21 protein-coding genes are annotated in these 22,923 nt (G+C 45.2%); 8 read left to right on the top strand and 13 right to left on the bottom strand.

Annotation, left to right across the window (positions count from 1 at the left end; translation table 11 throughout):
- Positions 1-129: 129 nt before the first annotated feature.
- The 11 genes from trmH to OH463_RS08225 all read right to left on the bottom strand — a co-directional run bounded on the left by trmH (position 130) and on the right by OH463_RS08225 (position 11,963).
- The gene (trmH, locus tag OH463_RS08275) at positions 130-813 is read right to left on the bottom strand and encodes a tRNA (guanosine(18)-2'-O)-methyltransferase TrmH (RefSeq protein WP_269990972.1); all 684 of its coding nucleotides are present in this window, start codon (positions 811-813) and stop codon (positions 130-132) included.
- A gap of 53 nt (positions 814-866) precedes the next feature.
- Entirely contained in the window at positions 867-2,987 is a 2,121-nt protein-coding gene (gene spoT / locus OH463_RS08270; protein WP_005434453.1) for a bifunctional GTP diphosphokinase/guanosine-3',5'-bis pyrophosphate 3'-pyrophosphohydrolase, read from the bottom strand.
- A gap of 39 nt (positions 2,988-3,026) precedes the next feature.
- The gene (gene rpoZ, locus OH463_RS08265; RefSeq protein WP_005379346.1) at positions 3,027-3,299 is read right to left on the bottom strand and encodes a DNA-directed RNA polymerase subunit omega; all 273 of its coding nucleotides are present in this window, start codon (positions 3,297-3,299) and stop codon (positions 3,027-3,029) included.
- A 163-nt stretch (positions 3,300-3,462) separates the two neighbouring features.
- Positions 3,463-4,086, bottom strand: coding sequence for a guanylate kinase (gmk, locus tag OH463_RS08260; protein WP_005430186.1), 624 nt, complete (start codon positions 4,084-4,086; stop codon positions 3,463-3,465).
- Between the two features lie 364 nt (positions 4,087-4,450).
- Entirely contained in the window at positions 4,451-5,665 is a 1,215-nt protein-coding gene (locus OH463_RS08255; protein ID WP_005448461.1) for a hypothetical protein, read from the bottom strand.
- A gap of 11 nt (positions 5,666-5,676) precedes the next feature.
- A complete protein-coding gene (locus tag OH463_RS08250) occupies positions 5,677-6,306 on the bottom strand; it encodes an energy transducer TonB (protein WP_005430078.1) in 630 nt (209 codons plus the stop codon).
- A gap of 4 nt (positions 6,307-6,310) precedes the next feature.
- Positions 6,311-6,718, bottom strand: a complete 408-nt coding sequence (locus OH463_RS08245; protein ID WP_005430119.1) for an ExbD/TolR family protein — start codon at positions 6,716-6,718, stop codon at positions 6,311-6,313.
- Between the two features lie 25 nt (positions 6,719-6,743).
- Positions 6,744-7,271: a MotA/TolQ/ExbB proton channel family protein gene (locus OH463_RS08240; RefSeq protein WP_005430146.1), complete on the bottom strand. Its 528-nt coding sequence runs from the start codon at positions 7,269-7,271 to the stop codon at positions 6,744-6,746.
- Positions 7,272-7,280: 9 nt separating this feature from the next.
- On the bottom strand, positions 7,281-8,642 hold the full coding sequence (locus OH463_RS08235) for a MotA/TolQ/ExbB proton channel family protein (RefSeq protein WP_005448456.1): 1,362 nt from the start codon (positions 8,640-8,642) through the stop codon (positions 7,281-7,283).
- Positions 8,643-8,645: 3 nt separating this feature from the next.
- Positions 8,646-9,410, bottom strand: a complete 765-nt coding sequence (locus OH463_RS08230; protein WP_005448454.1) for a DUF3450 domain-containing protein — start codon at positions 9,408-9,410, stop codon at positions 8,646-8,648.
- A 69-nt stretch (positions 9,411-9,479) separates the two neighbouring features.
- Positions 9,480-11,963, bottom strand: a complete 2,484-nt coding sequence (locus OH463_RS08225; RefSeq protein ID WP_005448453.1) for a TonB-dependent receptor — start codon at positions 11,961-11,963, stop codon at positions 9,480-9,482.
- Positions 11,964-12,784: 821 nt separating this feature from the next.
- Between OH463_RS08225 and OH463_RS08220 the strand changes: the two genes are divergently transcribed.
- The 8 genes from OH463_RS08220 to OH463_RS08185 all read left to right on the top strand — a co-directional run bounded on the left by OH463_RS08220 (position 12,785) and on the right by OH463_RS08185 (position 20,747).
- On the top strand, positions 12,785-13,810 hold the full coding sequence (locus OH463_RS08220; protein ID WP_005434432.1) for an ABC transporter permease subunit: 1,026 nt from the start codon (positions 12,785-12,787) through the stop codon (positions 13,808-13,810).
- Between the two features lies 1 nt (position 13,811).
- Entirely contained in the window at positions 13,812-14,855 is a 1,044-nt protein-coding gene (locus OH463_RS08215; protein WP_005449386.1) for an ABC transporter permease, read from the top strand.
- Between the two features lie 38 nt (positions 14,856-14,893).
- The gene (locus OH463_RS08210) at positions 14,894-16,720 is read left to right on the top strand and encodes an extracellular solute-binding protein (RefSeq protein WP_269990971.1); all 1,827 of its coding nucleotides are present in this window, start codon (positions 14,894-14,896) and stop codon (positions 16,718-16,720) included.
- Positions 16,721-16,729: 9 nt separating this feature from the next.
- On the top strand, positions 16,730-17,587 hold the full coding sequence (locus OH463_RS08205) for an ABC transporter ATP-binding protein (RefSeq protein ID WP_005449382.1): 858 nt from the start codon (positions 16,730-16,732) through the stop codon (positions 17,585-17,587).
- A 36-nt stretch (positions 17,588-17,623) separates the two neighbouring features.
- Complete coding sequence (locus OH463_RS08200) at positions 17,624-18,463, top strand: ABC transporter ATP-binding protein (RefSeq protein WP_005449380.1); 840 nt, start codon at positions 17,624-17,626, stop codon at positions 18,461-18,463.
- Between the two features lie 161 nt (positions 18,464-18,624).
- Positions 18,625-19,050: a phosphate-starvation-inducible protein PsiE gene (locus tag OH463_RS08195; protein ID WP_005449378.1), complete on the top strand. Its 426-nt coding sequence runs from the start codon at positions 18,625-18,627 to the stop codon at positions 19,048-19,050.
- A 173-nt stretch (positions 19,051-19,223) separates the two neighbouring features.
- Positions 19,224-19,595, top strand: a complete 372-nt coding sequence (locus OH463_RS08190; RefSeq protein WP_269990970.1) for a hypothetical protein — start codon at positions 19,224-19,226, stop codon at positions 19,593-19,595.
- A 198-nt stretch (positions 19,596-19,793) separates the two neighbouring features.
- On the top strand, positions 19,794-20,747 hold the full coding sequence (locus OH463_RS08185; RefSeq protein WP_269990969.1) for a DMT family transporter: 954 nt from the start codon (positions 19,794-19,796) through the stop codon (positions 20,745-20,747).
- A gap of 54 nt (positions 20,748-20,801) precedes the next feature.
- Here the strand turns inward: OH463_RS08185 and OH463_RS08180 are convergent, their stop codons facing one another.
- Together OH463_RS08180 and OH463_RS08175 are read right to left on the bottom strand one after the other, a co-directional pair.
- Positions 20,802-21,278: a hypothetical protein gene (locus tag OH463_RS08180; protein ID WP_009698961.1), complete on the bottom strand. Its 477-nt coding sequence runs from the start codon at positions 21,276-21,278 to the stop codon at positions 20,802-20,804.
- A 186-nt stretch (positions 21,279-21,464) separates the two neighbouring features.
- Positions 21,465-22,883 (bottom strand): winged helix-turn-helix domain-containing protein, encoded by a 1,419-nt coding sequence (locus OH463_RS08175; RefSeq protein ID WP_269990968.1) that lies wholly within the window; start codon positions 22,881-22,883, stop codon positions 21,465-21,467.
- Between the last annotated feature and the right edge of the window lie 40 nt (positions 22,884-22,923).

The raw sequence follows: 22,923 nt of genomic DNA, 5'->3' as shown, positions 1-22,923 counted from the left end.
TGGGCTCAAGAAAATAGTTAACATAGCAGTATGTTAACCACGAAGCTGTGTTTTTGTACAGGGAAAAATACAGCTTCGTGAGGAGTTGAATTTCGCTCCTTCGTCGCTATTCAGGATAACAAAAGTTGATTATTTACTTTGCATCTCTTTCCACCACGATTCGTCAGCCACAATTTGGCCTTCGTCATCAAGTTGTGGATATTCTAGCCCTTTGCGTTTCGCTACTTTTGCTAAGACCGGATGTCCTCGCTCAAACAGAATTCGGTTGATGGTCTCTTTTGGCAGTGCGCTTTTATCACGTTCGTACATACCAGCGGCTTCACGCTGACGCTGCGCTTCATAAAGAATCACAGCACTGGCGACTGAGACATTTAAAGACTGCACCATACCGATCATTGGAATAATGATGTCTTGGTCTGCGAGTTTCTTCGCTTGCTCTGAAGCGCCAATTTTTTCGCTACCCAGAATGATTGCCGTTGGCTTGGTGTAGTCGATCTCACGAAAATCGACCGCGGTGTCCGAAAGGTTGGTGACCAGAACTTGCATGCCTTGTGCTTTGAGCTCGGTAATCGCAGTTTCAATCGAATTGTGAGTATCCACTTCAACCCAGTTGCGTGCCCCTGCTGAGGTGTGGGTCAGTGTGCGCATTTTGTCGGGCCAAATCGCATGAACTTTGTGTAAGCCTGTTGCGTCAGCGGTACGGATCACTGCAGAAACGTTGTTCGGCTTATGAACTTCTTCAAGGCACAGGGTGAGGTCGGTTTGGCGTGCTTTTAACACCTGATGGATGCGGTTGTAACGTTCTAAATTCATAATAAATAGAGATATAAAAAAATCGCCACCCAGAGTGTGGGTGGCGATAGAGTTTAGTTCTTTCTTCGTCTGACTCGAGTCGCCTGTGGCATGGTCTTAATCTTACGCATGATGCCAGCAAGGTGAACACGATCTTTGGTGGTTAGCAGAACGGTAACGGTGTACAAGCGACCGTCGCGTTCTTCGGTTGAAAGACCGTGAATGTTCGAACCGGTTTTCGAAATCACATTGGTCAATTCCGCTAACGCACCTTGGTTATTGAGCATATCGACTTTCAGTTCAGCAATGAACTCTTTGTCGTACTCTTCAGACCAAGCGACTGCCATGTATTTGTCCGGCTCTTTCTGGTATCCGCGTACGTTTGGACACGTTTCACGGTGAACCACAAGACCACGACCTGGCGATACGTGAGCGATAATGTGGTCATCCGGGATAGGGTGACAACAATTTGCGAAAGTCAGTAGCAGACCTTCTGCCCCACGGATTGGCAGTTTCTTGTTAGATTCGTTTGGAATTGAGCTTGTGGTGGTCAATTCATCAGTGTCACCCAATAAGCGACGTGCGATGACGATACTCATCAACTCACCCAAACCAATTGCTGCTAGCAGATCATCGACGCTTTCTAGGCGCAGATCAGTCAGCACTTCTTGGATGTTTTCTGGGTAGATTGAATCAATCGAATGACGACCTAAAGCGTGATTCAGTAGACGACGACCTAAGGTAATCGATTCTTCACGACGCATGGTCTTCAATACTTGACGAATCTTAGTGCGAGCGCGAGAAGTCACGACATAGTTTAACCAAGCCGCGTTTGGACGCGCACCTGGTGCACTGATGATTTCTACTGTCTGACCGTTCTTCAGTGCCTTACTTAGTGGGTAAGGGTTACGGTCAACACGAGCACCAACACAAGAGTTACCGACATCAGTATGTACGGCATAGGCAAAGTCGACAGCCGTTGCGCCTAATGGCAATTCAACGATACGACCTTTTGGTGTGAATACGTAAATCTCATCTGGGAAAAGATCCGATTTTACGTTTTCAATGAATTCGAATGAGTTACCAGCGCTTTGTTGTAGCTCAAGCAGGCTTTGCATCCAACGCTGAGCTTTCACTTGCGCTGTTGTGCCAGACTTGTCGCCCTTGTCTTTGTATGACCAGTGCGCAGCGACACCTTTGTCCGCCATTTGATCCATATCTTCGGTACGGATCTGAACTTCAACTGGTACGCCATGTGGGCCAACCATAGAAGTATGTAGCGATTGGTAGCCGTTCGCTTTTGGTACCGCAATGTAATCTTTCATACGACCAGGACGTGGCTTATACAAGCTGTGTACTTGGCCTAGAACGCGATAACAAGTATCGGCAGTATCAACAACCACTCGGAAAGCATAGATATCCATGATGGTGTGGAAACGCTGTTCTTTGGTTTTCATCTTGTTATAGATGGAGAACAGGTTCTTTTCACGACCTAACACGCGCGCATTCAAGCCAACATCTTCGAGTCGACCTTCAATTTCGCTGTGAATACGTTGGATCATCTCTTTACGATTACCACGTGCCGCTCTTACCACTTCTTTTAGAACGCGGTAGCGGTTCGGGTAAAGCGCTTCGAAGCCAAGCTCCTCAAGTTCCGTTTTGATATTGTGAATACCAAGACGGTGAGCCAGCGGCGCGTAGATTTCCAGTGTTTCACGAGCAATACGGCGTTTTTTGTCGGGGCGCAGGGCACCTAACGTGCGCATGTTGTGCGTACGGTCAGCCAGTTTGATCAGGATAACGCGGATGTCTTGCACCATCGCCAGAACCATCTTACGGAAGTTCTCGGCTTGAGCCTCTTTCCTATCGCGGAATTTGAGTTTGTCCAGTTTAGATACACCATCAACCAGCTCAGCGACGGTATTGCCGAATTTCTCTTCGAGATCTTCTTTTGTAACGTCACAGTCTTCGATGACGTCATGCAGCAAAGCAGCTTGGAGGGTTTCGATATCGAGGCGCATTTCGGCCAAGATTCGAGCCACAGCGACTGGGTGGATGATGTATGGTTCACCGCTTGAGCGGGTTTGCCCTTCATGGGCATCTCTTGCTACCACATAAGATTGACGCAGAGCCTCAATTTGAGGCTCTGTTAGGTATTCTTGGGCAACGTCTTTGAGGCTATCGAATAGATACAAATTATAGGCCCGGGAGGTTGTTGAATTCTAAAGTCAGAATTAACGGTTGTGAGCGATGCTGCTTACTGCCGCTAGCTCTGCCGCTTCTTGCTCTTGCTGTTCTTGACGTTCACGAGCGTCTAGAACTTCTTTAGTAATTAAACCTTCTTCGATTTCGCGTAGAGCGATAACCGTTGGCTTATCGTTCTCTTCTGGCACTAGTGCATCTTTACCGCCAGTTTGCATTTGACGAGCGCGGCGAGCCGCAATCAGTACTAGGTCGAAACGGTTGCCAACTTTTTCAACAGCGTCTTGAACAGTTACGCGTGCCATGAGGACTCCAAATAGTTAACTAAATTTTGAATGACGAGAAAGTATACAGTCTCAGCGTAATATTTACTAGCGATAAGACGTGCAACAACAATGACTTTCTATATAAGCAATATAAGCTTCCTTACCGTAATAAAGAAGCGAAAATTTGTGTTTCAGTGCAGAATTACTCTGCTAGAAGCGCATCAAGCATACCTTTATATTTAGCAGCTTGCTTTTCTTCCTTCAATCTTTCCGCACGTAGGATGGCTTTAAAGTCCATTAATGCAGTATCGAAATCATCGTTTACGATTACGTAATCGTACTCGTTGTAGTGTGAGATTTCAGATTTTGCTTCTGCCATGCGTTTTGCGATCACTTCTTCGCTGTCTTGACCACGAGTGTTTAGACGGCGTTCTAGCTCACCATTTGATGGTGGCAGGATAAAGATGCTTTTCGCTTCTGACATTTGCTCACGGATTTGACGTGCACCTTGCCAGTCGATGTCTAGGAAAACGTCGATGCCTTTGTTTAGCGTTTCTTCAATCCATACGCGTGATGTGCCGTAATAGTTACCAAACACTTCTGCGTATTCTAGGAAGTCGCCTTGTGCAATCAGAGCTTCAAACTCTTCTTTTGCAACGAAATGGTAGTGGATACCGTTTTCTTCGCCAGGGCGCATGCCACGAGTAGTATGAGACACAGACACTTTCATTGCATATGTTGGGTTACGTTCCAACATTGCTGAGATCAAGCTAGATTTACCTGCGCCGCTAGGTGCAGATACGATATAGAGAGTACCTTTGCCCATTGTACTGTTCCACTTTTGGTTGGATTGAGTGAATGCCGAAAGAAGTCTCGACCTTGTTGTCATGCCAACGACGTTTATTCACGAGATTGGTATAACGATAGCACTGGCGTTGATGATTTCTTCATCAAACTGCTTGAGATTGGTGATAAACCCGCCAGAAAAATGGAGGCGAAGAGTATCATGATCTCCCAGATGTTGCTAGCCGATCTTTTGGATCTTTGAGGTGTGGTATGAATTCACCCTCTATATATAGAAGCGAAAAAAGGGGAAGCTTTCACTTCCCCAGGCGTGCGACTGACTCACACTTAATTTTCGGAGCAACCACAACCACTTTGGTTACTACTTTGCAGATGATGAGCGCCTATTAGCCTTGCGACTCTAGGTAGTTGATCCATGGACTCACTACTTGTCTCATCGAATCCGATTGTGCTGCTTTCTTCATTGATTTAAGCGCCTGAGTTGGCTGATTCAATTCAAAGAAAGCCATGCCGCGGATGTATTGCAATTCTGCGGCTTGCGAGCGCGATGCGTCAGAGGCAGGCGTCGCAGCAAACTTAGAAGCAGCTTGGTATTGCTTCGCTTGAATCATCAAACGGGCAATTTTTAGCTGGCTTTTTGTCTTAGGAGCCAATTGATAAGCGGTTTGATAGGTATCAATCGCATTATCAAGCTCTTTCGACTGCTGCCAAAATGACGCTAAACGCTCTAAGTTTTCTTGGTTTGTTTCGATATTACCGTTTGCCATTTCATCTTTTAGAATCTTCGCAGCGCGGTAAGGTATCTCTTGATAAGCAAGGAAGTTGACTAGACGTAAGTACTCTTTCTCTTCTTCAAACAAGCCCAGTTTGTACGCCATTTCTAAAGCAGAAAGTGCATTCTTGTCTTGGTTCAGCTCCATGTAAGTACCAGAAAGTTGCATCCAGTAGCGCTTTTTCTGTGGGTACTTAGTGGTTAGGATCTTAAGAACACTAGCAACGCTCTTCATTTGACCTAGCTCGTAATGAGAAGCCATCAGAAGCATGTACCACGATTCACTTGGATTCTTCGTCATTGCAATCGCTTTTTTAGTTGGTGCGATTGCTTTACGGTAGTCTTCCATTTGAACGTAAGCACTTGCTAGCGTGATGTAAGCGTGTGCTTGTGGTTTTTCTTTCGTTGTTTCAGCTACGGCAAACCACTTTTCCATGGTTTTAACCGATTTCTTAAACTGTTCTTCAGCAAGATATAACTGAGCAAGGCTGTAACGAACTTGCTGTGCAACGGGTACTGGAAGAGCATCCAGAGAAAGCGCTTCTGCAAAGTACTTAGATGCCTTTACATAGTCGTCTCTCATTGAGTACAAGAAGCCCATCTGTTGCAGCAGTACTGCACGGTCATACTTCTTTGAAGTTTTACCGAGTGCCTTGTTCAACCTTTCGATTGCATCAGAGTATTTCTCAGTCGCAATCAGTTCTTGAACTTTGTTAACGACTTTAAATGTTTTATCAGAAAGCTGTGGCGAATCTTTGGCAACAACAGGTGTGCTAAGCACACCCATTGTTAACGCAACAGAAGCCAGCAATGTCTTGAGTAATTTCATATTGTGACTCCCTAGTTGGTGGTGAACTCAATTTCTTGAGCCATGCGCGAGGCCACCGGTTGTCCATCAACCATCTTAGGTTTGAAAGTCCATTTCGATACGGTCTTTCTTGCTGCTTTACCTAAACCAAGTCGACGAGGTGTCTCTTTTACTACCTTGATGTCTTCAACCGCGCCGCGAGCGTTAACGGTGAATTCAATCAATACCACGCCTTTCTCTAGACCTGACTTCGCCGCTTTACGAGGCATTTGAGGTTGGAAAGTCGCTAATGGTACTGGACCACCCGATCCCGCAACTGAACCACCGCCCTGAGAGTAGTGACCAAGTACTGAGCCACCCGTAACATTAACTGGTAGATCAAGTTTCGGCATGTCCATCGGGATTTGATCCATCACCGGTTTGACCGTTGACGTCACCTTCATTTCAGGTGGCGGTGGCGGACGCTTCGGTGGTGGTGGTTTTGGTAGTTCGCGCTTTTTCTCCTGTATTTTTTCGTCCGGTTTAATGCGAATGAATTCAACCATACGTAGATCATCATTCGACACTAGCTCGTGGCGCTCTTTGTTTACTAGCTTGTCCATCCCCCAGAACAATCCGAGGGAGACAATGAGCGCCAGTGCAATTGAGGCCAGATACCGCATAGGCTTAATCCTTATTGGTTGCGGCAATGGAGATGCTTTCTACACCTGCCATCTTAATCTGGTCCATAACCTTCACGACTACACCAGCGTTAGCTTCAGTATCCGCTTGGATAACAACTGCACCATCTGGGCTTTCTGCACGTAGACGTTCGATGTTTGCACGTACGGCGTCTACTTCGATGCGACGTTTATCAACCCAAACGTCACCAGCGGCACCAATGGCAACCATGATGTTACCTTTCTTCACGGTTTGCGCTGAGCTAGCCGTTGGGCGATTTACTTCTAGACCGGCTTCTTTAACGAACGATGTTGTTACGATAAAGAAGATCAACATGATGAAGACGATGTCGAGCATCGGTGTCATATCGATAGCAGCTTCATCACTGCTGTCATTGCTATAGCGTCTCTTCATGACCTATACCTCTAATTCCGTTTACTCAGGCAATGTGCTTTAGCTTGTCTTCAAGCTTCTGCGTGGTGACTTTGGCTAAATGATCAAGACGAGTACTAAAGAACAGTCCTGATAGTGAAGCCACCATTCCCGCTAATGTTGGGATTGTTGCCTTTGAGATCCCCGAGGCCATTGCTCGAGGGCTTCCTGTACCTGTAACCGCTAAGATATCGAATACCTGAATCATGCCGACAACGGTGCCGAGTAGACCAAGTAGGGGACAAAGTGCAATCAGTACTTTAACGATTGGTAGTCCCTTTTTATTCTCAATATCCTGACGAGAAACGATTTCTTGTCGGATCATCTTAGCGTTCCAGCTTTTATGTTCTGAGCGCTCTTCCCAAAAGCTAACGGCTTTTTTCATTGCTTTTGGAGCGACGGCAGCGAAGTAAAACCAACGTTCTAGCAATACTGCCCACAACATGAAGCTGAGGATAAAGATGACGACAAGCACGTCGCCACCCATTCCCAAGAAGCGCCTAATTGATTCAAGTTCTCCAACTAACCACCACATAACGCCTCCTTAGCTTTCGGCTTTATGCAGTTTTTCCTGATAGCGAGCGATGAAGCCTGCACTCTGTTCTTCAAGAGTTTGAACCAAACGACGACCTTTACTGTGTACGATGGTGTACAGGAACAGTAGAGGAATTGCGACAACCAGACCAAGCATCGTAGTAACAAGTGCTTCTGAGATACCGCCAGCCATTAGCTTAGGATCACCTGTACCAAATAGTGTGATTGCTTGGAACGTACCGATCATACCCATAACCGTACCCAGTAGACCTAGAAGTGGTGCTACAGAAGCGAACAGTTTGATTGAGCTGATAAAGCGTTCAATGCTCGGTGCGTTACGTAGGATGATTTCGTCCAGTTTCGCTTCAAGATCTTCAAGGTTGTCACCTTTGTGTTCTTGGTAAGCTTGGATAACTTCACCCAGAGGGTTGCCAGGAATAACAGTGTCTGATTTCGCTTGCTTACGCATTTTGCCACCGATAACGAGTAGGCGTAGGTAACAAACGAGTGCGATCAGTGCACCAATTGCACCCATAGCTAGGATTACGTAACCAACGATACCACCTTGGTCAATACGCTCCTGAACGGTAGGGCTTTGTACTAGTAGAGACAGAATCACACCACGAGATGGGTCGATAAATAGTGGTTCGTATGTGCCTTCTGCTGCCTCAAAACCGCCAACTAGGCGAGTGATGTTCTTGCTCGGTTGACGTGATAGCTCTTCGAACTTACCAGTTTGAGGTACGTAAGTTACGTATTTGCCATCTGCGATTGCGTTAAACTCACCCACTAGGGTTACGTCACGTACCGCTTCTTTACCTTCGCCGTATACAACGGTCGCTTGAGCTGTTGTTGTATCACCTGATGCGACTACTTGTTGTAGGATTGTGTGCCAAAACGCTTCAAGTTCTTGCGTAGATGGCAGTTCTTTACTTTCCGCTAGTTTAGAAAGTAGTACGTCACGCTCAGGGAAAAGAACGGCGTTTTGCGAAGCTGCAAATAGACCTTTAAATTCCCCCGCATATTGGCGAACCACACCAAACATCTCACCTAAAGTCCCTGAACGAACGCGAAGTGTTTCAGTTAGCTCAGTTAGCTGCTTGTCGTTTTCATCAAATGTTGCTTTTAGCTCATCACCAAGTGCTTGTTGGGCAGCTAGCTCGTCACGAGCTTGTTGTAGCAATGCAGCTTGCTTGTCGCGGTTGTTTTTGAACTCAGCTTCACGAGCTTTGTTCTCTTTTGATTCAACAATACTTTCTGATTTTACGTTTTTCAGTAGCTCAGATAGGTTTTTAGGTGCTTCAGCTTGCGCACCAGAAATCATGAATAAGCTCGCTAGCAAACCAGCGGCTAGAGTTTTGAATCCTTTCATTTCTTATTCCTCCCCAGCAAATACAGGCAGTTTGATCAGCGCTGGTGGCGCTTGTTTCTTAGCGATACGAAGACCTTGCTGTACAGCGATACGGTAGTTTTCAGGTAGTGATTCCCATTGACGGGTTTGTTGATTCCACATGCCTGTTTCACCGCCATCCGGAGATTGGAATAGAAGCGCAGTACGACCAATACGTAGGAAGTCGTAAGTCACGGTTTCACCGTTGCGCTCTAGGCTAGCTTTGTAAGATTCAATGGAGCGAGAGAAGCCTTCTTCGATTTGATACGCTTCCATCACTTTACGGAATTTTTCTGAAGTCGTTACGTCTGCACGATCCATTAGGTCACGCAGCTCAGTAACACGTTTGGTGCGCTCTTCTTTTTGAAATGGAAGATCAAGAGTAACGAACTCATCTAGGGCATCGATCATTTTAAGCGTTAGAGGTACAACTTCTGTCGCTGTTTGGTCGATTTGAGCAATCTGGTTGTTTAATGAATCCAACTCGCCTTGTTGCGATTGAACCATACGATTGATTTGCTCGTTGTAGACTTTCATGCTGTCGATTTGGCGAAGCAAGCCTTTGTATTCAGCTAGCATGCTTTCCGCGCTTTCAGCATATCCGTCGATTTTTTGTTGAGAAACTTGTGCAGAGGTGTTGGTTTTTGCTTGAGTAGAAATTACCGAACCTGAATCTGCCGCTATAGAACCAGCACTTACAGACAGCAGTGCAGCGGTAATAGCACTCACGCCAAATCTCTTTAACGTCATAGTAGCATCCTTGTCAGTGTATAAAGTCAGTCGATAAGGGCGCGGGAAAGCCCCGCGCCAAAAAGGTTTTTAGAAGCCGTATTCAAGTTGTAGGTAGTAGAAACGGCCTGTGTTGTCGTGGAATGCGAAGTGGTAGCCTTCTGCTTCATTGTAGAATGGCGCCAATTCGTCAGTTACGTTACGGATACCAACAGCAATCGTTGCATTTTCGATACCTGTGTACGCAAGCTGTGTATCCCAAGTTGTTAGAGCGTCAACTTCAGAGTGCTCTGCAGTCTCGTAACGAGTGTCGTAAGAGTGCGTGTAGTTCACGATGTTTGTGAATGCGAAGTCTTCGTAGCCGTAACCAAGCGTTGCTTTACCTTTGAAGCGAGGACCACCGAAGTAAGTACCAATGTAATCTTCTAGGTTGCCGTCTGAGTCACTTTGCTTGTACTCAATGTTGTAAGTACCAGCTAGTTTCACTAGGAAGTCACCGTAGCTATCAGTTGATAGGTCGTACTTCACTTCACTATCGATACCGCTTACTTGTTGCTTAGCAACGTTCACGTACTCATCTAGGATGTAGTCGATATCACCGTTCGCTTTACGAACAACATTAGGGCTGTTTTCGTCGATAAGCTTCTGTGCACCTAGTGTGTCGATCTTGTCATCGTTCACAATGTAGAAGTAATCAACTTTTACAGATAGGTCTTCAAGCGGCTCGATTACAGTACCGATGTTGAATGACTGTGCTGTTTCCGCATCTAGGTCTTTGTTACCTTGGCTAACAACGCGGTATTGACCACGAGTGTCAGTTTGCGGGTCGTAAAGTGTTTGATAGCTTGTAGATGCACCCGCGTTAACTTCTGGTAGAGTCGGTGCTTTGAAGCCGTGGCTGTATGATGCACGGAATAGCACTTCATCCATTGGTTGGTAGCGAACTGCCACTTTCGGGCTGAATGCTGAACCAAAGTCGCTGTAGTGCTCTGCACGACCAGCAAGTTGTACTTCCACTTCTTCGATAACCGGTGCAACAAGTTCTACGTAACCTGCAAATACAGTACGGTCACCATCAGAGCTTGTGCCACCACTACCAACGATTTGGTTTGCTTCAACACTTGCGTCTGGCGTATCAGAACCTGCTTCGTAACGGAACTCACCACCAACAGCAACGTATGCGTCACCGCCTGATAGCTCGAATACTGGGAAAGAAGCACCAGCATTAATGAAGCCAAGTTTAGATTCACCCTTACGTTTTGTTTCAACGCGAGCACCGTCTAGTGATGATGATGGGTTGTTCGTAACGAATGGGTTGTAAGCACCGCTGTCGATCGCCGCTTGGTAGCCTGCGATTGTTAGGTAATTCTTACCTACGTTTTCGGTTTCTGTGTAGTGGTAACCAGCATCAGCTGTCCAGTCTACGTCAGTATCAAACCAGTTTGCGTAACCTTCTGCACCTGCCACAACGCGGATAGAATCCGTTGTGATTTCGTTGATACGGTTACCAGCTTCAAGAATACGGTGACGCATAGTGACGTCTTCACCGTACGTGTTGTTCGGGTTGTCTTTCGAGATAGTCACGTTTTGGAAGTCTGGCGTCGGTGCCGAGATAGTCGTTGACTCAACTCGGTTTAAACTTAGCTCCGCAAACAGGTTGGTATCTTCGTTTAGTTGGTGGTTAAGGCTAGTTAGGAAGTTGTAACGATCACTTTCTGGGATCATTGCAATTTCTTCGTTGTAGTTGTAGTTACATTCTGCGCTACCACCAGTACATAGTGATTCCCATGTACCATCTTCTTTGTAAACACGACCTGGTGTACCTGCAGAGCTACGCCAGTCATAACCACCTTGAGAAGAGTGGTCAGCAGTTTTCGTGTTTGGACGATCTTTCATCATGATGTTGCCTTTTTGGACAACGTTTAGAGACGCCATGATGTTTGTTGCGTCATTGAATGTTTTACCGCCAGTTAGCGTAACATCTAGGTCTTCACCATCGCTGTAAGATGTTTGACCACCGTTTAGGCGAACATCAAAGCCTTCGTAGTCACGCTTAAGGATTACGTTTACTACACCACCGATAGCATCTGAACCGTAGATTGCTGATGCGCCATCTTTAAGAACGTCGATGCGCTCAACAGCTGAAAGTGGGATTGAGTTTAGGTCAACGAAAGTGTCGTTTAGGTTTTGTGCAAACGCGTAGTTTGCTACACGGCGACCGTTAAGTAGAACTAGAGTACGGCTCGCACCAAGACCACGAAGAGAAACACCAGAAGTACCTGCAGCAAAACTGTTAGTAAATGAGCTGCCGTAGCTGCCTGCACCATTCTGTGTTAGTCCACGTAGAACATCATCTACGCTTACAGCACCCATCTTAGCGATGTCATCTGCTGTATATACGTCTACTGGGTTTGGACCTTCCATGTCCGTAGTGGAGATACGTGAACCTGTTACCTTCATCTTCTGAAGTTGTTCAACTTGCTGCTCTTCTGCCTGTGCTGCTAGAGGTGCCACTGCTGCGGTTCCCAGTGCAAGGCTGATCGCAACAGATAAAGCGGTTGTGTTTTTATACATCCTTGTTGCTCCGATTATTATTATTTCCTATGTCTGGCCATATAACGACCAATTGTGACGTTAATATTTCGTTAACGTTCGGAACATGTATACCTGAGATGAAAAAAGGAAGTCAAACCAGTGGTAAACAGAGATAAAGAAATGTAAAAAAGATGTAAAAAACCAAAAGTGACCTAAATCACAGAATAATTTACTGCATGACGTTTATAAATCGAGATCAAATCTTAATAAAACACCGTATTTTGTGTTTCTTGTAAACACTAATGACTTATATCGCCTATGGATTTTAAGTGGGCGATTAGCACTGAAAATGGATGTATATCTAGAGAATAATTCTGATCTATGCTTTTTACGGAATGGTAGGTATGTTAACTCGCTCGCACTGGGTGGTATCAGAATATGATACCCACCGTTATCAAAGGGCTCACTCGTATTTTTGGGTCAAATATCGCTTAGGTGTTTTTGTCTATTTATTCTGGATATCTGCATGTTTATATAGGCTTTTGGCTCTAAAGTGCCTAGATTGATATTCTGTATGAATTGTTTTTGTGGTTTTTTATAATTATTTACAAAAACATTTCTGTTTTTCGACATCGGAAGAAGTTTGTCATGTTTTGGATTCAAACACTTGAAGCTTGCTCGGATTCAAGATAAATATGACGCTGAAATTATTGCAGTAGTGGAAAAAACTGACTTTTGAAACTCAGGGAGTGTGTTTCAACAGCTTTAGTTACTACGGGATAGAAATGCACCATTTTGGGCCGGATCTTTCCTCTCCAACCCCGCCTAATAATGGACAGTAGACAAGGAGCAAGTTGTATATGCTGTCGTACTTTTTACGTCGATTGGCGTTGGTGATTCCAACGTTTCTCGGAATTACCATTCTTATCTTTGCTATCACGCGATTCGTACCTGGTGGTCCGGTTGAGCGCATGCTGTCTCAAATGCAAGCGCAAGGTGATGGTGCCGCATCAATGACTTCTGCGGGTGGTAACACCGCTCTTTCCGATGACCAAATCGCGGAGCTTAATGCTTTCTATGGTTTAGATAAGCCAGTTATGGAAGCGTATGTTGAATGGCTGAGCCGCTTAGTGACGTTGGACCTAGGTGAGTCAACACGTTACTACGAGCCAGTATCAGACATGATTGCGGAGCGTCTACCTGTCTCCTTATTCTATGGTGGGATGACCTTCTTTATCAGTTACTTTATCTCTATCCCACTTGGCTATTATAAAGCGTTGAAGCACGGTTCTGTGTTTGACTCCGCGTCTTCTATTCTTATTTTCGTTGGTTACGCCTTGCCTGGGTATGTGGTAGGTGTCCTCCTTATTACCTTGTTCAGTTATCACCTAGAGTGGTTCCCGATGGGAGGCTTCGTTGGTGATGATTTTGATGACTATGAGACCTTCTTTGAGCGAGCGAAAGACATTATGTGGCACGCGGTGCTGCCTTTGATCTGTTATCTCATCGGTGATTTTGCGACGTTGACGATGACGATGAAGAACAACCTAATGGAAAACCTATCATCTGATTACATTCGTACTGCCATTGCGAAAGGTTTGCCATTTAAGAAAGCGGTACGTAAGCACGCACTACGCAATAGCTTAATTCCTATCGCCTCTCACTTCGGTAACTCTCTGTTGTTCTTTATGACAGGTGCATTCCTTATTGAAGTAATTTTCAACATTGATGGCATCGGTCTGCTTGGCTATGAGTCCATCATGGAGCGCGATTATCCTGTAGTAATGGGCATCGTAGCTATCAACGCGGTATTACTGCTGATCGGTAATATCATTTCAGATATCTGTGTTGCTTTAGTCGACCCACGTGTGAAGTTTGGAGCGTAATATGATTAAAGTTAGCCCGTTAACTCAAAAGAAAATCCGCCACTTTAAAGAAATCAAACGTGGTTACTGGTCATTTGTGATCTTATCGACCATGTTGATCCTTTCTCTATTTGCTGAGTTGTTGATCAACAGTAAAGCGCTTGTCGTCAAATACGACGGTAGCTTTTACTTTCCTGTGGTGAGTGATGTGCGTTTAGGCAGCGAGTTTGGTCAAGCGTCTTCCAGTGAAGCGGATTACCGCGAGCTGCAAAAAGTCTTCGAAGCGGAAGGTGGTGATAACTTCGTTATTCTGCCGATTGTGCCGTGGAACCCGTACGAGCAAGATTTTAGTGGTGACTTCCCGCCAACGGCTCCAGATGCTGAGAGTAAACACTACCTTGGTACGGACGTGATTGGCCGAGACATCTTAGCTCGATTGGTTTACGGCTTTCGAACGGCGATGGGGTTTGCCTTGCTGACAATGGCAATCTCGTACGCGATTGGTACTGCTGTTGGCTGTGCGATGGGCTTTTGGGGCGGTAAGTTTGACCTGTTTGTTCAACGTTTGATCGAAGTGTGGTCTATGGTGCCGTTTTTGTACGTCATCATGATTTTAGTTTCGATAGTTCAGCCCACATTCACCTTATTCGTTGCCATCAACGTACTCTTTGGATGGATGGGGATGACGTGGTACATGCGTACCATGACTTATAAAGAATCAGCTCGTGAATACGTGATGGCTGCGCGCGCACTTGGTGCATCCACTGGACGTATTCTATTCAACCACATCTTGCCAAATACCATGGTTATGATTGTGACTCTTGCACCATTTACTATCGCTGCAAACATCACTGCACTGACGGCACTGGATTACCTAGGTCTTGGTTTGATGCCTCCAACGCCAAGTTGGGGTGAGTTGTTGCAACAAGGTAAGTCGAACCTAGACTCGCCATGGATCGTTGCATCAGTAGTGAGCTCGATTGTTCTGGTACTGGTTATGGTGACCTTTATCGGTGAAGCGATTCGAGCAGCATTCGACCCGAAAAAATTCACACGCTATGTTTAAGCATGCATTGTGAGCAAAACATAAAAAAGGGAAGTTTTATGAAAAAAATAATTTTAGCGTCCACGCTAAGCGCCCTAAGTTTTGGTGCGATGTCAGCGACGCTTCCGACTGACTTAAACTGGCAAACGAACTGGGATGAGCCGCAATATGGCTCTCCTGAAGCAAAGCGTGGTGGGACTTACCGCACTTATATGTCGAGCTTTCCCCAGACTCTACGCAGTGTTGGTCCTGATGCTAACTCTGGCTTACGCTCTTTCATCTTGGATGAAACGCCAGGGTTGGTGGTTCGCCACCCAGATACGCTTGAATTCATCCCAGAGCTAGCCAATGAGTGGGCATTAGCGGGTGACAATAAAACGGTTTATTTCAAACTGAACCCACAAGCTAAATGGTCGGATGGCAAGCCAGTCACGGCAGACGATTTTGTTTTTATGCTTAAGTTTTACCGCTCGAAAGACATTTTAGAGCCTTGGTACAACGACTATTACAACAAAACGGTAGCTGATGTTATCAAATTTGACGATCACACCTTCGCCGTGAAGGCTGCGAAAGAGCTCAACCCAGAAGAGTTGTTGTTGAGAATGGGGGCGCTACGTCCTCGTCCTGCTCATTTCTATGCGAATCCGAAGAAAGACGCGAACGGTGACGGCATTCATGATGATTTTGTGCGCTACTACAACTTTAAAAGTGAACCAACGACCAGTGCTTATTACTTAGCGGATATCAAAAAAGGTAAAAGCGTTACCTTTAAGCATGTAGGAGAGGACTGGTGGGGTTACACCAACAAGTACTACGAGAATCGCTATAACGTCGACAAAATTCGTATCACGGTTATCCGCGATAGTGATATTGCGATGAAGCACTTTGAAAAAGGTAAGTTGGACGCATTTGCGTTGGTTTTGCCAAGTCTATGGCATGATAAATCCAATACTGCCCCTTACCAAAAGGGTTACATTGATAAGTTCTGGGGTTACAACCAATATCCCGTTGGTGCAGGTGGCGTGTGGATAAACACTGCTATGCCTCTACTTGATGATTTAAACATTCGCAAAGGGATCACTTACGCGACAGATTTCGACGGCATGATTGAGAATGTTATGCGTGGAGACTACAGCCGTAAACCCAACCCAACAGGCTTTGGGCATGGTAAGTACACTTTACCAGATGTGAAAGCGCCCAAGTTTGAACCAGAAAAAGCGGCGGTAGCGTTTGAAGCTGCAGGCTTCGATAAGATTGGTTCTGATGGTATTCGCGTGAATGATAAAGGTCAGCGTTTGAGCTTTGAATTGACGTACTCCTCTCCAGTTCATACACCGCGTATTGCTTTCTTGCGTGAACAGGCAAAATTGGCAGGGTTGGACATTGAGCTGAAGCTGATTGATGGTTCATCGATGTTTAAGTATGTACGTGAGAAAAAACACGAACTTGCTTTCTTTGATATGGGTACTTCGGAAATCCCAACTTACTGGGAATACTTCCATTCCGTGAACGCCAACAAACCGCAAACGAACTCATTCACTAACTACAGCACGCCAGAGTTAGATGAAAAGATCATTGCGTATCGCTTTAACATGGACATGGATAAGAAGATCCAACTAGGTCATGAGATTCAGCGAGACATTATTGATGCGCACGTGATTGTTTCTGGCTACATGGTTCCTTACGTTCGTTATGGACACTGGCGTTGGTTGAAATTGCCAGAGAAACCAATGAATCGAATGACAGAAGCGTTGTTTAGTGGCGGAATTATCGGTGATGGCACGTATTGGATCGACAAAGACGTGAAGAAAGAAACCCAGAAAGCGATGAAGTCGGGTAAAACCTTTGAACCTGTTGTTGTCGTTGATGACACGTATAAGCTGTAAGGATGTGTTATGGAAAACGATGTAATCCTGAGTGTTAAAGACCTTGAGGTTGAATTCACTACTGATGATGGTCCGGTAAAAGTGCTGCATGGTGTGAATTTTGATGTTCGCGCTGGTCGTACGCTGGGTCTAGTAGGTGAATCCGGTAGTGGTAAGAGTGTTACCTCCATGTCTATCATGGGGCTGTTGCCAAAACCTTATGGCAATATCGTCAATGGTGAGATTGATTACCGTGGTACTAATTTAGTTACCTTACCAGCAGAAGAGATGTATGCCATGCGTGGTGACCGCATCTCAATCATCTTTCAAGATCCAATGACAGCGTTGAATCCAGTTCATTCAATCGGTCGTCAGCTTTGTGAAGTGTTAGAGCTGCATCGACCTGAACTTGGTAAGAAAGAGCGTGAAGCTTACGCGATAGAAATGTTGGCGAAAGTGAAAATTCCGATGCCGGAAAAACGCTTGAATGAGTACCCGCATAATCTATCGGGTGGTATGCGTCAGCGTGTGATGATTGCGATGGCGTTGGCGTGTAAACCAGACATTCTTATCTGTGATGAGCCAACTACGGCATTGGATGTAACGGTACAGGCGTCTATTCTTGAACTAATGAATGAACTTCAAGAAGAAACGGGTATGGCGATGATCTTCATTACTCATGACCTTGGTGTTGTTGCGGAAGTGTGCGATGACGTGGCAGTCATGTATGGCGGTCGTATTGTCGAAAAAGCTGAAATTTTCGAACTGTTTGACAACCCGCAACACCCGTACACAGAGCGTTTGATGGGCTTGATGCCAAGTTTAGATAATGAACCTAAGCAGATGATCGACATTAAACCGATTGATGCCAGTATGTTTGCTAGCTAACTGGTGCAAAGTGAACAAGTCATAAAAGAGGATGTTATGGCAAAAGAAGTATTAAGAATTGAAAATCTTAAGCAGCACTTTGTATCTGGTAAAGGACTGTTTAAGAAGGGATATACCATTAAAGCTGTTGATGGTGTGTCGTTGTCAGTAGGTCAGGGCGAGACCCTTGGGCTCGTCGGTGAGTCTGGTTGTGGAAAAAGCACACTAGGCCGTACGATCCTAAAGCTGTACGAACCGACAGAAGGTAAGATTTTCTTTGAAGGTAAAGACATTACCAAGTTTTCCGTCAAAGAAATGCGTTCGTTACGTAAGGACATGCAGATTGTCTTTCAGGACCCAATGGAGTCACTCAATCAACGTCATACGATTGGTATGATTCTCGAAGAGCCGTATGTGATTCATAAGATTGGTACATCTGCAGAGCGAAAACAGTGGGTGAAGGAGTTGCTTGTAAAAGTCGGTTTACCTGAAACCGCTGTAAACCGTTATCCACACGAATTTTCTGGCGGTCAACGTCAGCGTATCGGTATTGCTCGTGCCATTGCGCTAAAACCTAAATTGCTAATCTGTGATGAGTCGGTCTCTGCATTAGATGTGTCTGTTCAGGCGCAGATCTTGAACTTGTTACTGCAACTTCAGCAAGAAATGAACCTTGCAATCATCTTTATCTCTCATGATTTGTCTGTGGTGAAACATGTGTCTGATAAAGTGGCGGTGATGTATTTTGGTAAAGTAGTGGAAGCAGGTAAGGCGAAGGAAATCTACGCAAACCCTCAAAATGATTACACCAAGAAACTCTTGTCCGCGATTCCGATTACACACCCGAAATATCGCAAGAAAAAGCGTTTAGCAGAAAAAAAGCAGCAAGTGGCGTAACGCCATCCGCTGAGTAAAATCATCATCGAAAAACGCTCCACTTGGTTGGAGCGTTTTTATTATGTGCGTTTTTTCTCGCTGAGAGAGGGCGCTCTTCAGCTTCTTGAAAAGAGCGTGCTACACTGCAAACTTATTCCTTTGATTTGTTTGGATAGTTGGCTATGCCGTCGCATTTACCTAAATCATTCAGTCGTCCATTTCTGAAAATCTTTCATGTGCTTGAAGCCGTGCTTCTGGTCGCCATTACTTTGGCAACTGTGTGGGCGATGGTGGAAGAGTTTATCCACATTTATGTACAAAAGCGTGTATCGCTTGATGACATCTTATTGATGTTTATTTATTTGGAAGTGCTCGCCATGGTCGGGCAGTTTGTGATGAATGGTAAGATACCAGTTCGTTACCCAATTTATATTGCCATGATGGCCATTGCTCGCTACATCACGCTTGGTATGAAAGAGCTCGATTCCGTGATGATAGTATGGCTCTCTTTAGCTGCGTTTATTCTGGCTGCGGCAACCTTGGTTATTCGAGTTGGTCACCATTATTGGCCGTATATAGATAATCAAACCGCCGAAAAAGACGAATGATGTTAAGCCTCGCTCAGTGCGAGGCTTTATTTTTGCGTGAAGGGAAATCACATCCAAATGGCTTGGGGGTAAAAAAGTGTAAAGTCATCTCAAGCCATCTTGTTTCTTGCTCTATTGATGAGTATCTTCACACTAACCTTTTCTTTTTTCTGCCTGTTTGATGAGATATTGTGATGCTAGCGAAAAGCACATCGACAATTTACTTTCTGCTGAGTGTCTTGATTGCTTTTGTGCTTTCAAGCGGTATCGCTCGTGCAGAAATACCATCAACGGCGAATCACATGGCGATGGCTGATTCTCTGCATATTAGCTACTGTGATTTGACCTTTAGCTCGGTAGAAAAGAACGAGTCAGGTTGCTGTGAACCGGGCGGAACATGTTTTGAAAAGCAGTGTTGTTCTCATGGTCACGCATCGGGTACGGCTGTTGTTGAAACTCAGCCAAGATCTTATGAAACACCTTACAGAGATGAACTGGCGATAAGCAAAATCGCGCTCTATACCAGTGCAGACATGCACTCTCACTATCGTCCTCCGATAGCTTAATTCCTATCTCGCAGCATTTCGCTGCCAACAATTTTACTGCACGTAATGCCGTGCGAATTTGTTACGCGTGTAAATAGCTTTCTATTTGCACCATCCTGTGATGGGAATGAAAAATGAAAACCAATCTAATTGCTCGTACTGAGCACCTTGCTGCGTGCCGACCAAGCCTTGTTATCAACCGACAAGCGGGAGGTCGCCATGACGCATAAGCATCTACCAATTATCTTGTTTGTGTCTGTGTGCTTGATTTGGGGCACCACGTGGTTTGCGATGGAAGTGGCAGTGCAAACTATTCCGCCCATCTTTGCCACCGGTCTGCGCTTCCTGATCGCTGCGCCGCTATTAATCATGTTGGCGAAACACCTCAATCAACCCCTGTTCTTTCCTAAGGGAAAAGTATTCTGGATGTTTGTGGTCGCGATTTTCTATTTCGCGATTCCATTTACCTTGATGATTTTTGGCGAACAGTATATTTCATCAGGTCTTGCTTCGATCATTTTCGCCAATATGCCAATCGCAGTCATGGTGACATCGAGCTTGTTCCTTGGGCTTAGGTTACGTAAATCTCAGATTGCTGGTCTTTTGGTGGCGGTTCTGAGCTTAGTTTTGATTCTGGCTAAAGAGATGAGTTTAGGTGGCGAGGATTACATACTGGGCTTTCTCGCTTTAGGCGGCGCGGTCTCGATTCATGCGGTGATGTATGTGTTTGTTGAAAAGTTCTGTAAAGGTATTCCAGTGCTGACTTACAACGCCTTTCCAAGCTTTGTTGCCTCAGCGTTGCTCTTTATCACCTCACTGATTGTCGAACAGCCGGATCTTTCTCAGTTCTCGATGGATTCGATTACTGCTGTGATTTATCTCGGTATGTTTGCTAGCGTCGGTGGCATCGTGGCGTACTTTAAGCTTGGACAAGTGTCGACGCCGTTTACCGCCTCGATTTGTTTCCTGTTCTTCCCGTTGATAGCGCTTAGCCTTTCAACATGGATTGCAGGTAACAGTTTGTCATTAGTTTCCGTTGCTCTGCTGCTGCCATTGCTCGGAGGTATTTTTGTGAGTAAAGCCGAGCCTGATTTCTGGCAGCGTTTTCGCCTAAAACCTGCTGAGAAAAAGCCTGTGCTATGTGAACATTGTATGAAGAATATCAATGCCTAACATAGGCTAAACATTATGAAAAAGCCCCATTTAGTTGGGGCTTTTGGCGTAATGCTATTTACCTTGTTCGTTACGCAGATACATGATGGCAACCATGCTAAAGCCAATAAATTGCCATAGATATTGCCCATCACTTGCACCTGTAATGGTTTGGGTGAAAGCCATACAACCCGTTACGAACAGAGATGCAAAAGCCGCATAGAGTAGCCACGGACGTTCTTTACCAGCCATAAACTCGCCTGCCAGCACCGAGCGAATCACCAATAAAAACGGTAAGCACTGCAAAGCAATGAGAATCGGGAACATAAAGTCAAACGTTGGGCTCAGCAGTGCATGACCGACTTGGCTCTTATCCCACGTTCCAACGATATAACCTTTCCAGCCAGCCCAAGTATCACCTGCATAGGCGGTGTCAGGCGTGATGATACCAAGTAGCACGCCCATCACTTTATCGATAAAGCCATTTTTGAACCAAAAGACGAACAGAAAGATCTGGATTGGAATGATCTGAAAAGCAAACTTCTTCAACATGTGTGTATCCCAAGAAATGAATGATTTGGTTTACAAGTATGTGGAAGGTGCGTTTTTTACGCTTGATGCAAGGCAAGCGAGTTGAACTCCAAACAAAAATCAAACATCCAGAATACCCATCAGCATTGAGGAGGCTGACTTTACAATAGGCGAGAGCAGCGGTTTTTCGTTCTGGCTTATTTGAGGCTATTCTGCTGTTTGGAATAGGTTTGCTTTTTGTGAAGATTCAATAAGATCAAACAGTTGGCCGTTATGCTCTTTTTTCATCTCAGTATAGCGTTGGTAATTGTATTGCGAGCCTTTCGGGTTATCTGCGAGTTTGTCAGCCACGCTGAGTAAGTAAAAACTGATTGGGCTTGGCGTGCTTTCTGCTGCATAAAACAAGTAGGGGAAGGCTTGATTCGGGTGCTGGTTGATAAGTAAAGCAAGCCCCAAAGTGAGGTTGGCAATATCACAGCGTGGGTTCAGTTCGAACGCCTGCTTAGCTGAGTGAAGCGCCTGTTCGCGATCTTCTTGTTTGTGCTCGCGTAAGTAAGCTAAAGATTCAGAGTAAGACAACAAAGCGCTGACCAAATAGCTGTCTCGCCCTTGTTGTTGAATCGCATTAAGCTGCTGAGCAATATCCGAAAAAGCAGGACCACCTTTACCTTGATAGAAAAGAGAAATCCCTTCAGAGATCACTTTCCAATCGTCATAGTTACTGATGGAAGTCACGCGATGGCTAGCCACTTCGTAATCGGGGCTCATTGGTGCAATGATGGCTTTGATTTCTAAAATTACATCGCCGATAGCATCGAAGAAGTTATCTTGGTTAAACGTCTTCTCTACCTTTTGGCTCTGGTTGGGTTGATGGTTGTTTTGCACCAAGACGCTAAGCACATAATTGCTATCTACTTTCTTAATCCAGCTTTTGAGCTCAACACCGTGGTTGGCAAGAGACTGCTTACTTTGTTGGGATAACTGAGAATAGTGATAACCAGATAGGTTTTTGGCTGAATTTAACCCATAGAAGAGATAGTTATATACGCTTTCTGCCATTTCAAAGTTGCTGGCGGAATCAAGCGTAATATCATGAATATAAACGGGCACTACGTCGCTTTGTTGTGCTGTGATCACCGTGGTGTCATCAATGGTATCACCATTTTGCACTGCCCAAGCCGCAATAATTCCAACAGTCAGGATTGTCGCTACAGCTAAAACTAAGCGCTTGTTTTTAGGCTTAGTGGTACGAGTAAGTAAAACGGCTTCTTCAGTGATTGGAGTGGGCGTTATGCTTGGCTCAGTCACTTCGATATCAAATAAGTAACCTTGCTTAGGAATGGTTTGAATGATGCGATATGGACGCGTTTTGTCCTGAAGCTGACTGCGCAGTAGACTGATCACTTGTCTCACCAAGTTGTCGGAAACCTGCGTTCTTTGCCAGACATCGGCGGCTATTTGCTGGGTACTCAGTACTTTCCCACGGTTCTCGATAAAGTAGCTCAGCAGTTTTGCTTGCAATGGTTCTAAATGAATCTCCTCACTATCAATCATCAACTGATTTTTATCAGGATAGAAAGAAATAGGGGAGTCATGTTGCAGGATGAAGCAATGCGAGCGAGTCATAGCGATTCAATGGTTTAGAAGTAACCACACAAGCCTATTG

Source organism: Vibrio sp. NFR (genome assembly GCF_027587095.1).
GTDB classification, from domain to species: Bacteria; Pseudomonadota; Gammaproteobacteria; order Enterobacterales; family Vibrionaceae; genus Vibrio; species Vibrio harveyi.
The sequence above is the reverse complement of the archived record's forward strand: the minus strand, read 5'-3'. Positions and strand labels throughout refer to the sequence as shown.

Bases quoted from the DNA above. Each gene is read 5' to 3' on its own strand.
- trmH (WP_269990972.1), bottom strand. From the start codon at position 813: ATGAATTTAGAACGTTACAACCGCATCCATCAGGTGTTAAAAGCACGC.
- rpoZ (WP_005379346.1), bottom strand. From the start codon at position 3,299: ATGGCACGCGTAACTGTTCAAGACGCTGTTGAAAAAGTTGGCAACCGT.
- gmk (WP_005430186.1), bottom strand. From the start codon at position 4,086: ATGGGCAAAGGTACTCTCTATATCGTATCTGCACCTAGCGGCGCAGGT.
- OH463_RS08255 (WP_005448461.1), bottom strand. From the start codon at position 5,665: ATGAAATTACTCAAGACATTGCTGGCTTCTGTTGCGTTAACAATGGGT.
- OH463_RS08250 (WP_005430078.1), bottom strand. From the start codon at position 6,306: ATGCGGTATCTGGCCTCAATTGCACTGGCGCTCATTGTCTCCCTCGGA.
- OH463_RS08245 (WP_005430119.1), bottom strand. From the start codon at position 6,718: ATGAAGAGACGCTATAGCAATGACAGCAGTGATGAAGCTGCTATCGAT.
- OH463_RS08240 (WP_005430146.1), bottom strand. From the start codon at position 7,271: ATGTGGTGGTTAGTTGGAGAACTTGAATCAATTAGGCGCTTCTTGGGA.
- OH463_RS08235 (WP_005448456.1), bottom strand. From the start codon at position 8,642: ATGAAAGGATTCAAAACTCTAGCCGCTGGTTTGCTAGCGAGCTTATTC.
- OH463_RS08230 (WP_005448454.1), bottom strand. From the start codon at position 9,410: ATGACGTTAAAGAGATTTGGCGTGAGTGCTATTACCGCTGCACTGCTG.
- OH463_RS08225 (WP_005448453.1), bottom strand. From the start codon at position 11,963: ATGTATAAAAACACAACCGCTTTATCTGTTGCGATCAGCCTTGCACTG.
- OH463_RS08220 (WP_005434432.1), top strand. From the start codon at position 12,785: ATGCTGTCGTACTTTTTACGTCGATTGGCGTTGGTGATTCCAACGTTT.
- OH463_RS08215 (WP_005449386.1), top strand. From the start codon at position 13,812: ATGATTAAAGTTAGCCCGTTAACTCAAAAGAAAATCCGCCACTTTAAA.
- OH463_RS08210 (WP_269990971.1), top strand. From the start codon at position 14,894: ATGAAAAAAATAATTTTAGCGTCCACGCTAAGCGCCCTAAGTTTTGGT.
- OH463_RS08205 (WP_005449382.1), top strand. From the start codon at position 16,730: ATGGAAAACGATGTAATCCTGAGTGTTAAAGACCTTGAGGTTGAATTC.
- OH463_RS08200 (WP_005449380.1), top strand. From the start codon at position 17,624: ATGGCAAAAGAAGTATTAAGAATTGAAAATCTTAAGCAGCACTTTGTA.
- OH463_RS08195 (WP_005449378.1), top strand. From the start codon at position 18,625: ATGCCGTCGCATTTACCTAAATCATTCAGTCGTCCATTTCTGAAAATC.
- OH463_RS08190 (WP_269990970.1), top strand. From the start codon at position 19,224: ATGCTAGCGAAAAGCACATCGACAATTTACTTTCTGCTGAGTGTCTTG.
- OH463_RS08185 (WP_269990969.1), top strand. From the start codon at position 19,794: ATGACGCATAAGCATCTACCAATTATCTTGTTTGTGTCTGTGTGCTTG.
- OH463_RS08180 (WP_009698961.1), bottom strand. From the start codon at position 21,278: ATGTTGAAGAAGTTTGCTTTTCAGATCATTCCAATCCAGATCTTTCTG.
- OH463_RS08175 (WP_269990968.1), bottom strand. From the start codon at position 22,883: ATGACTCGCTCGCATTGCTTCATCCTGCAACATGACTCCCCTATTTCT.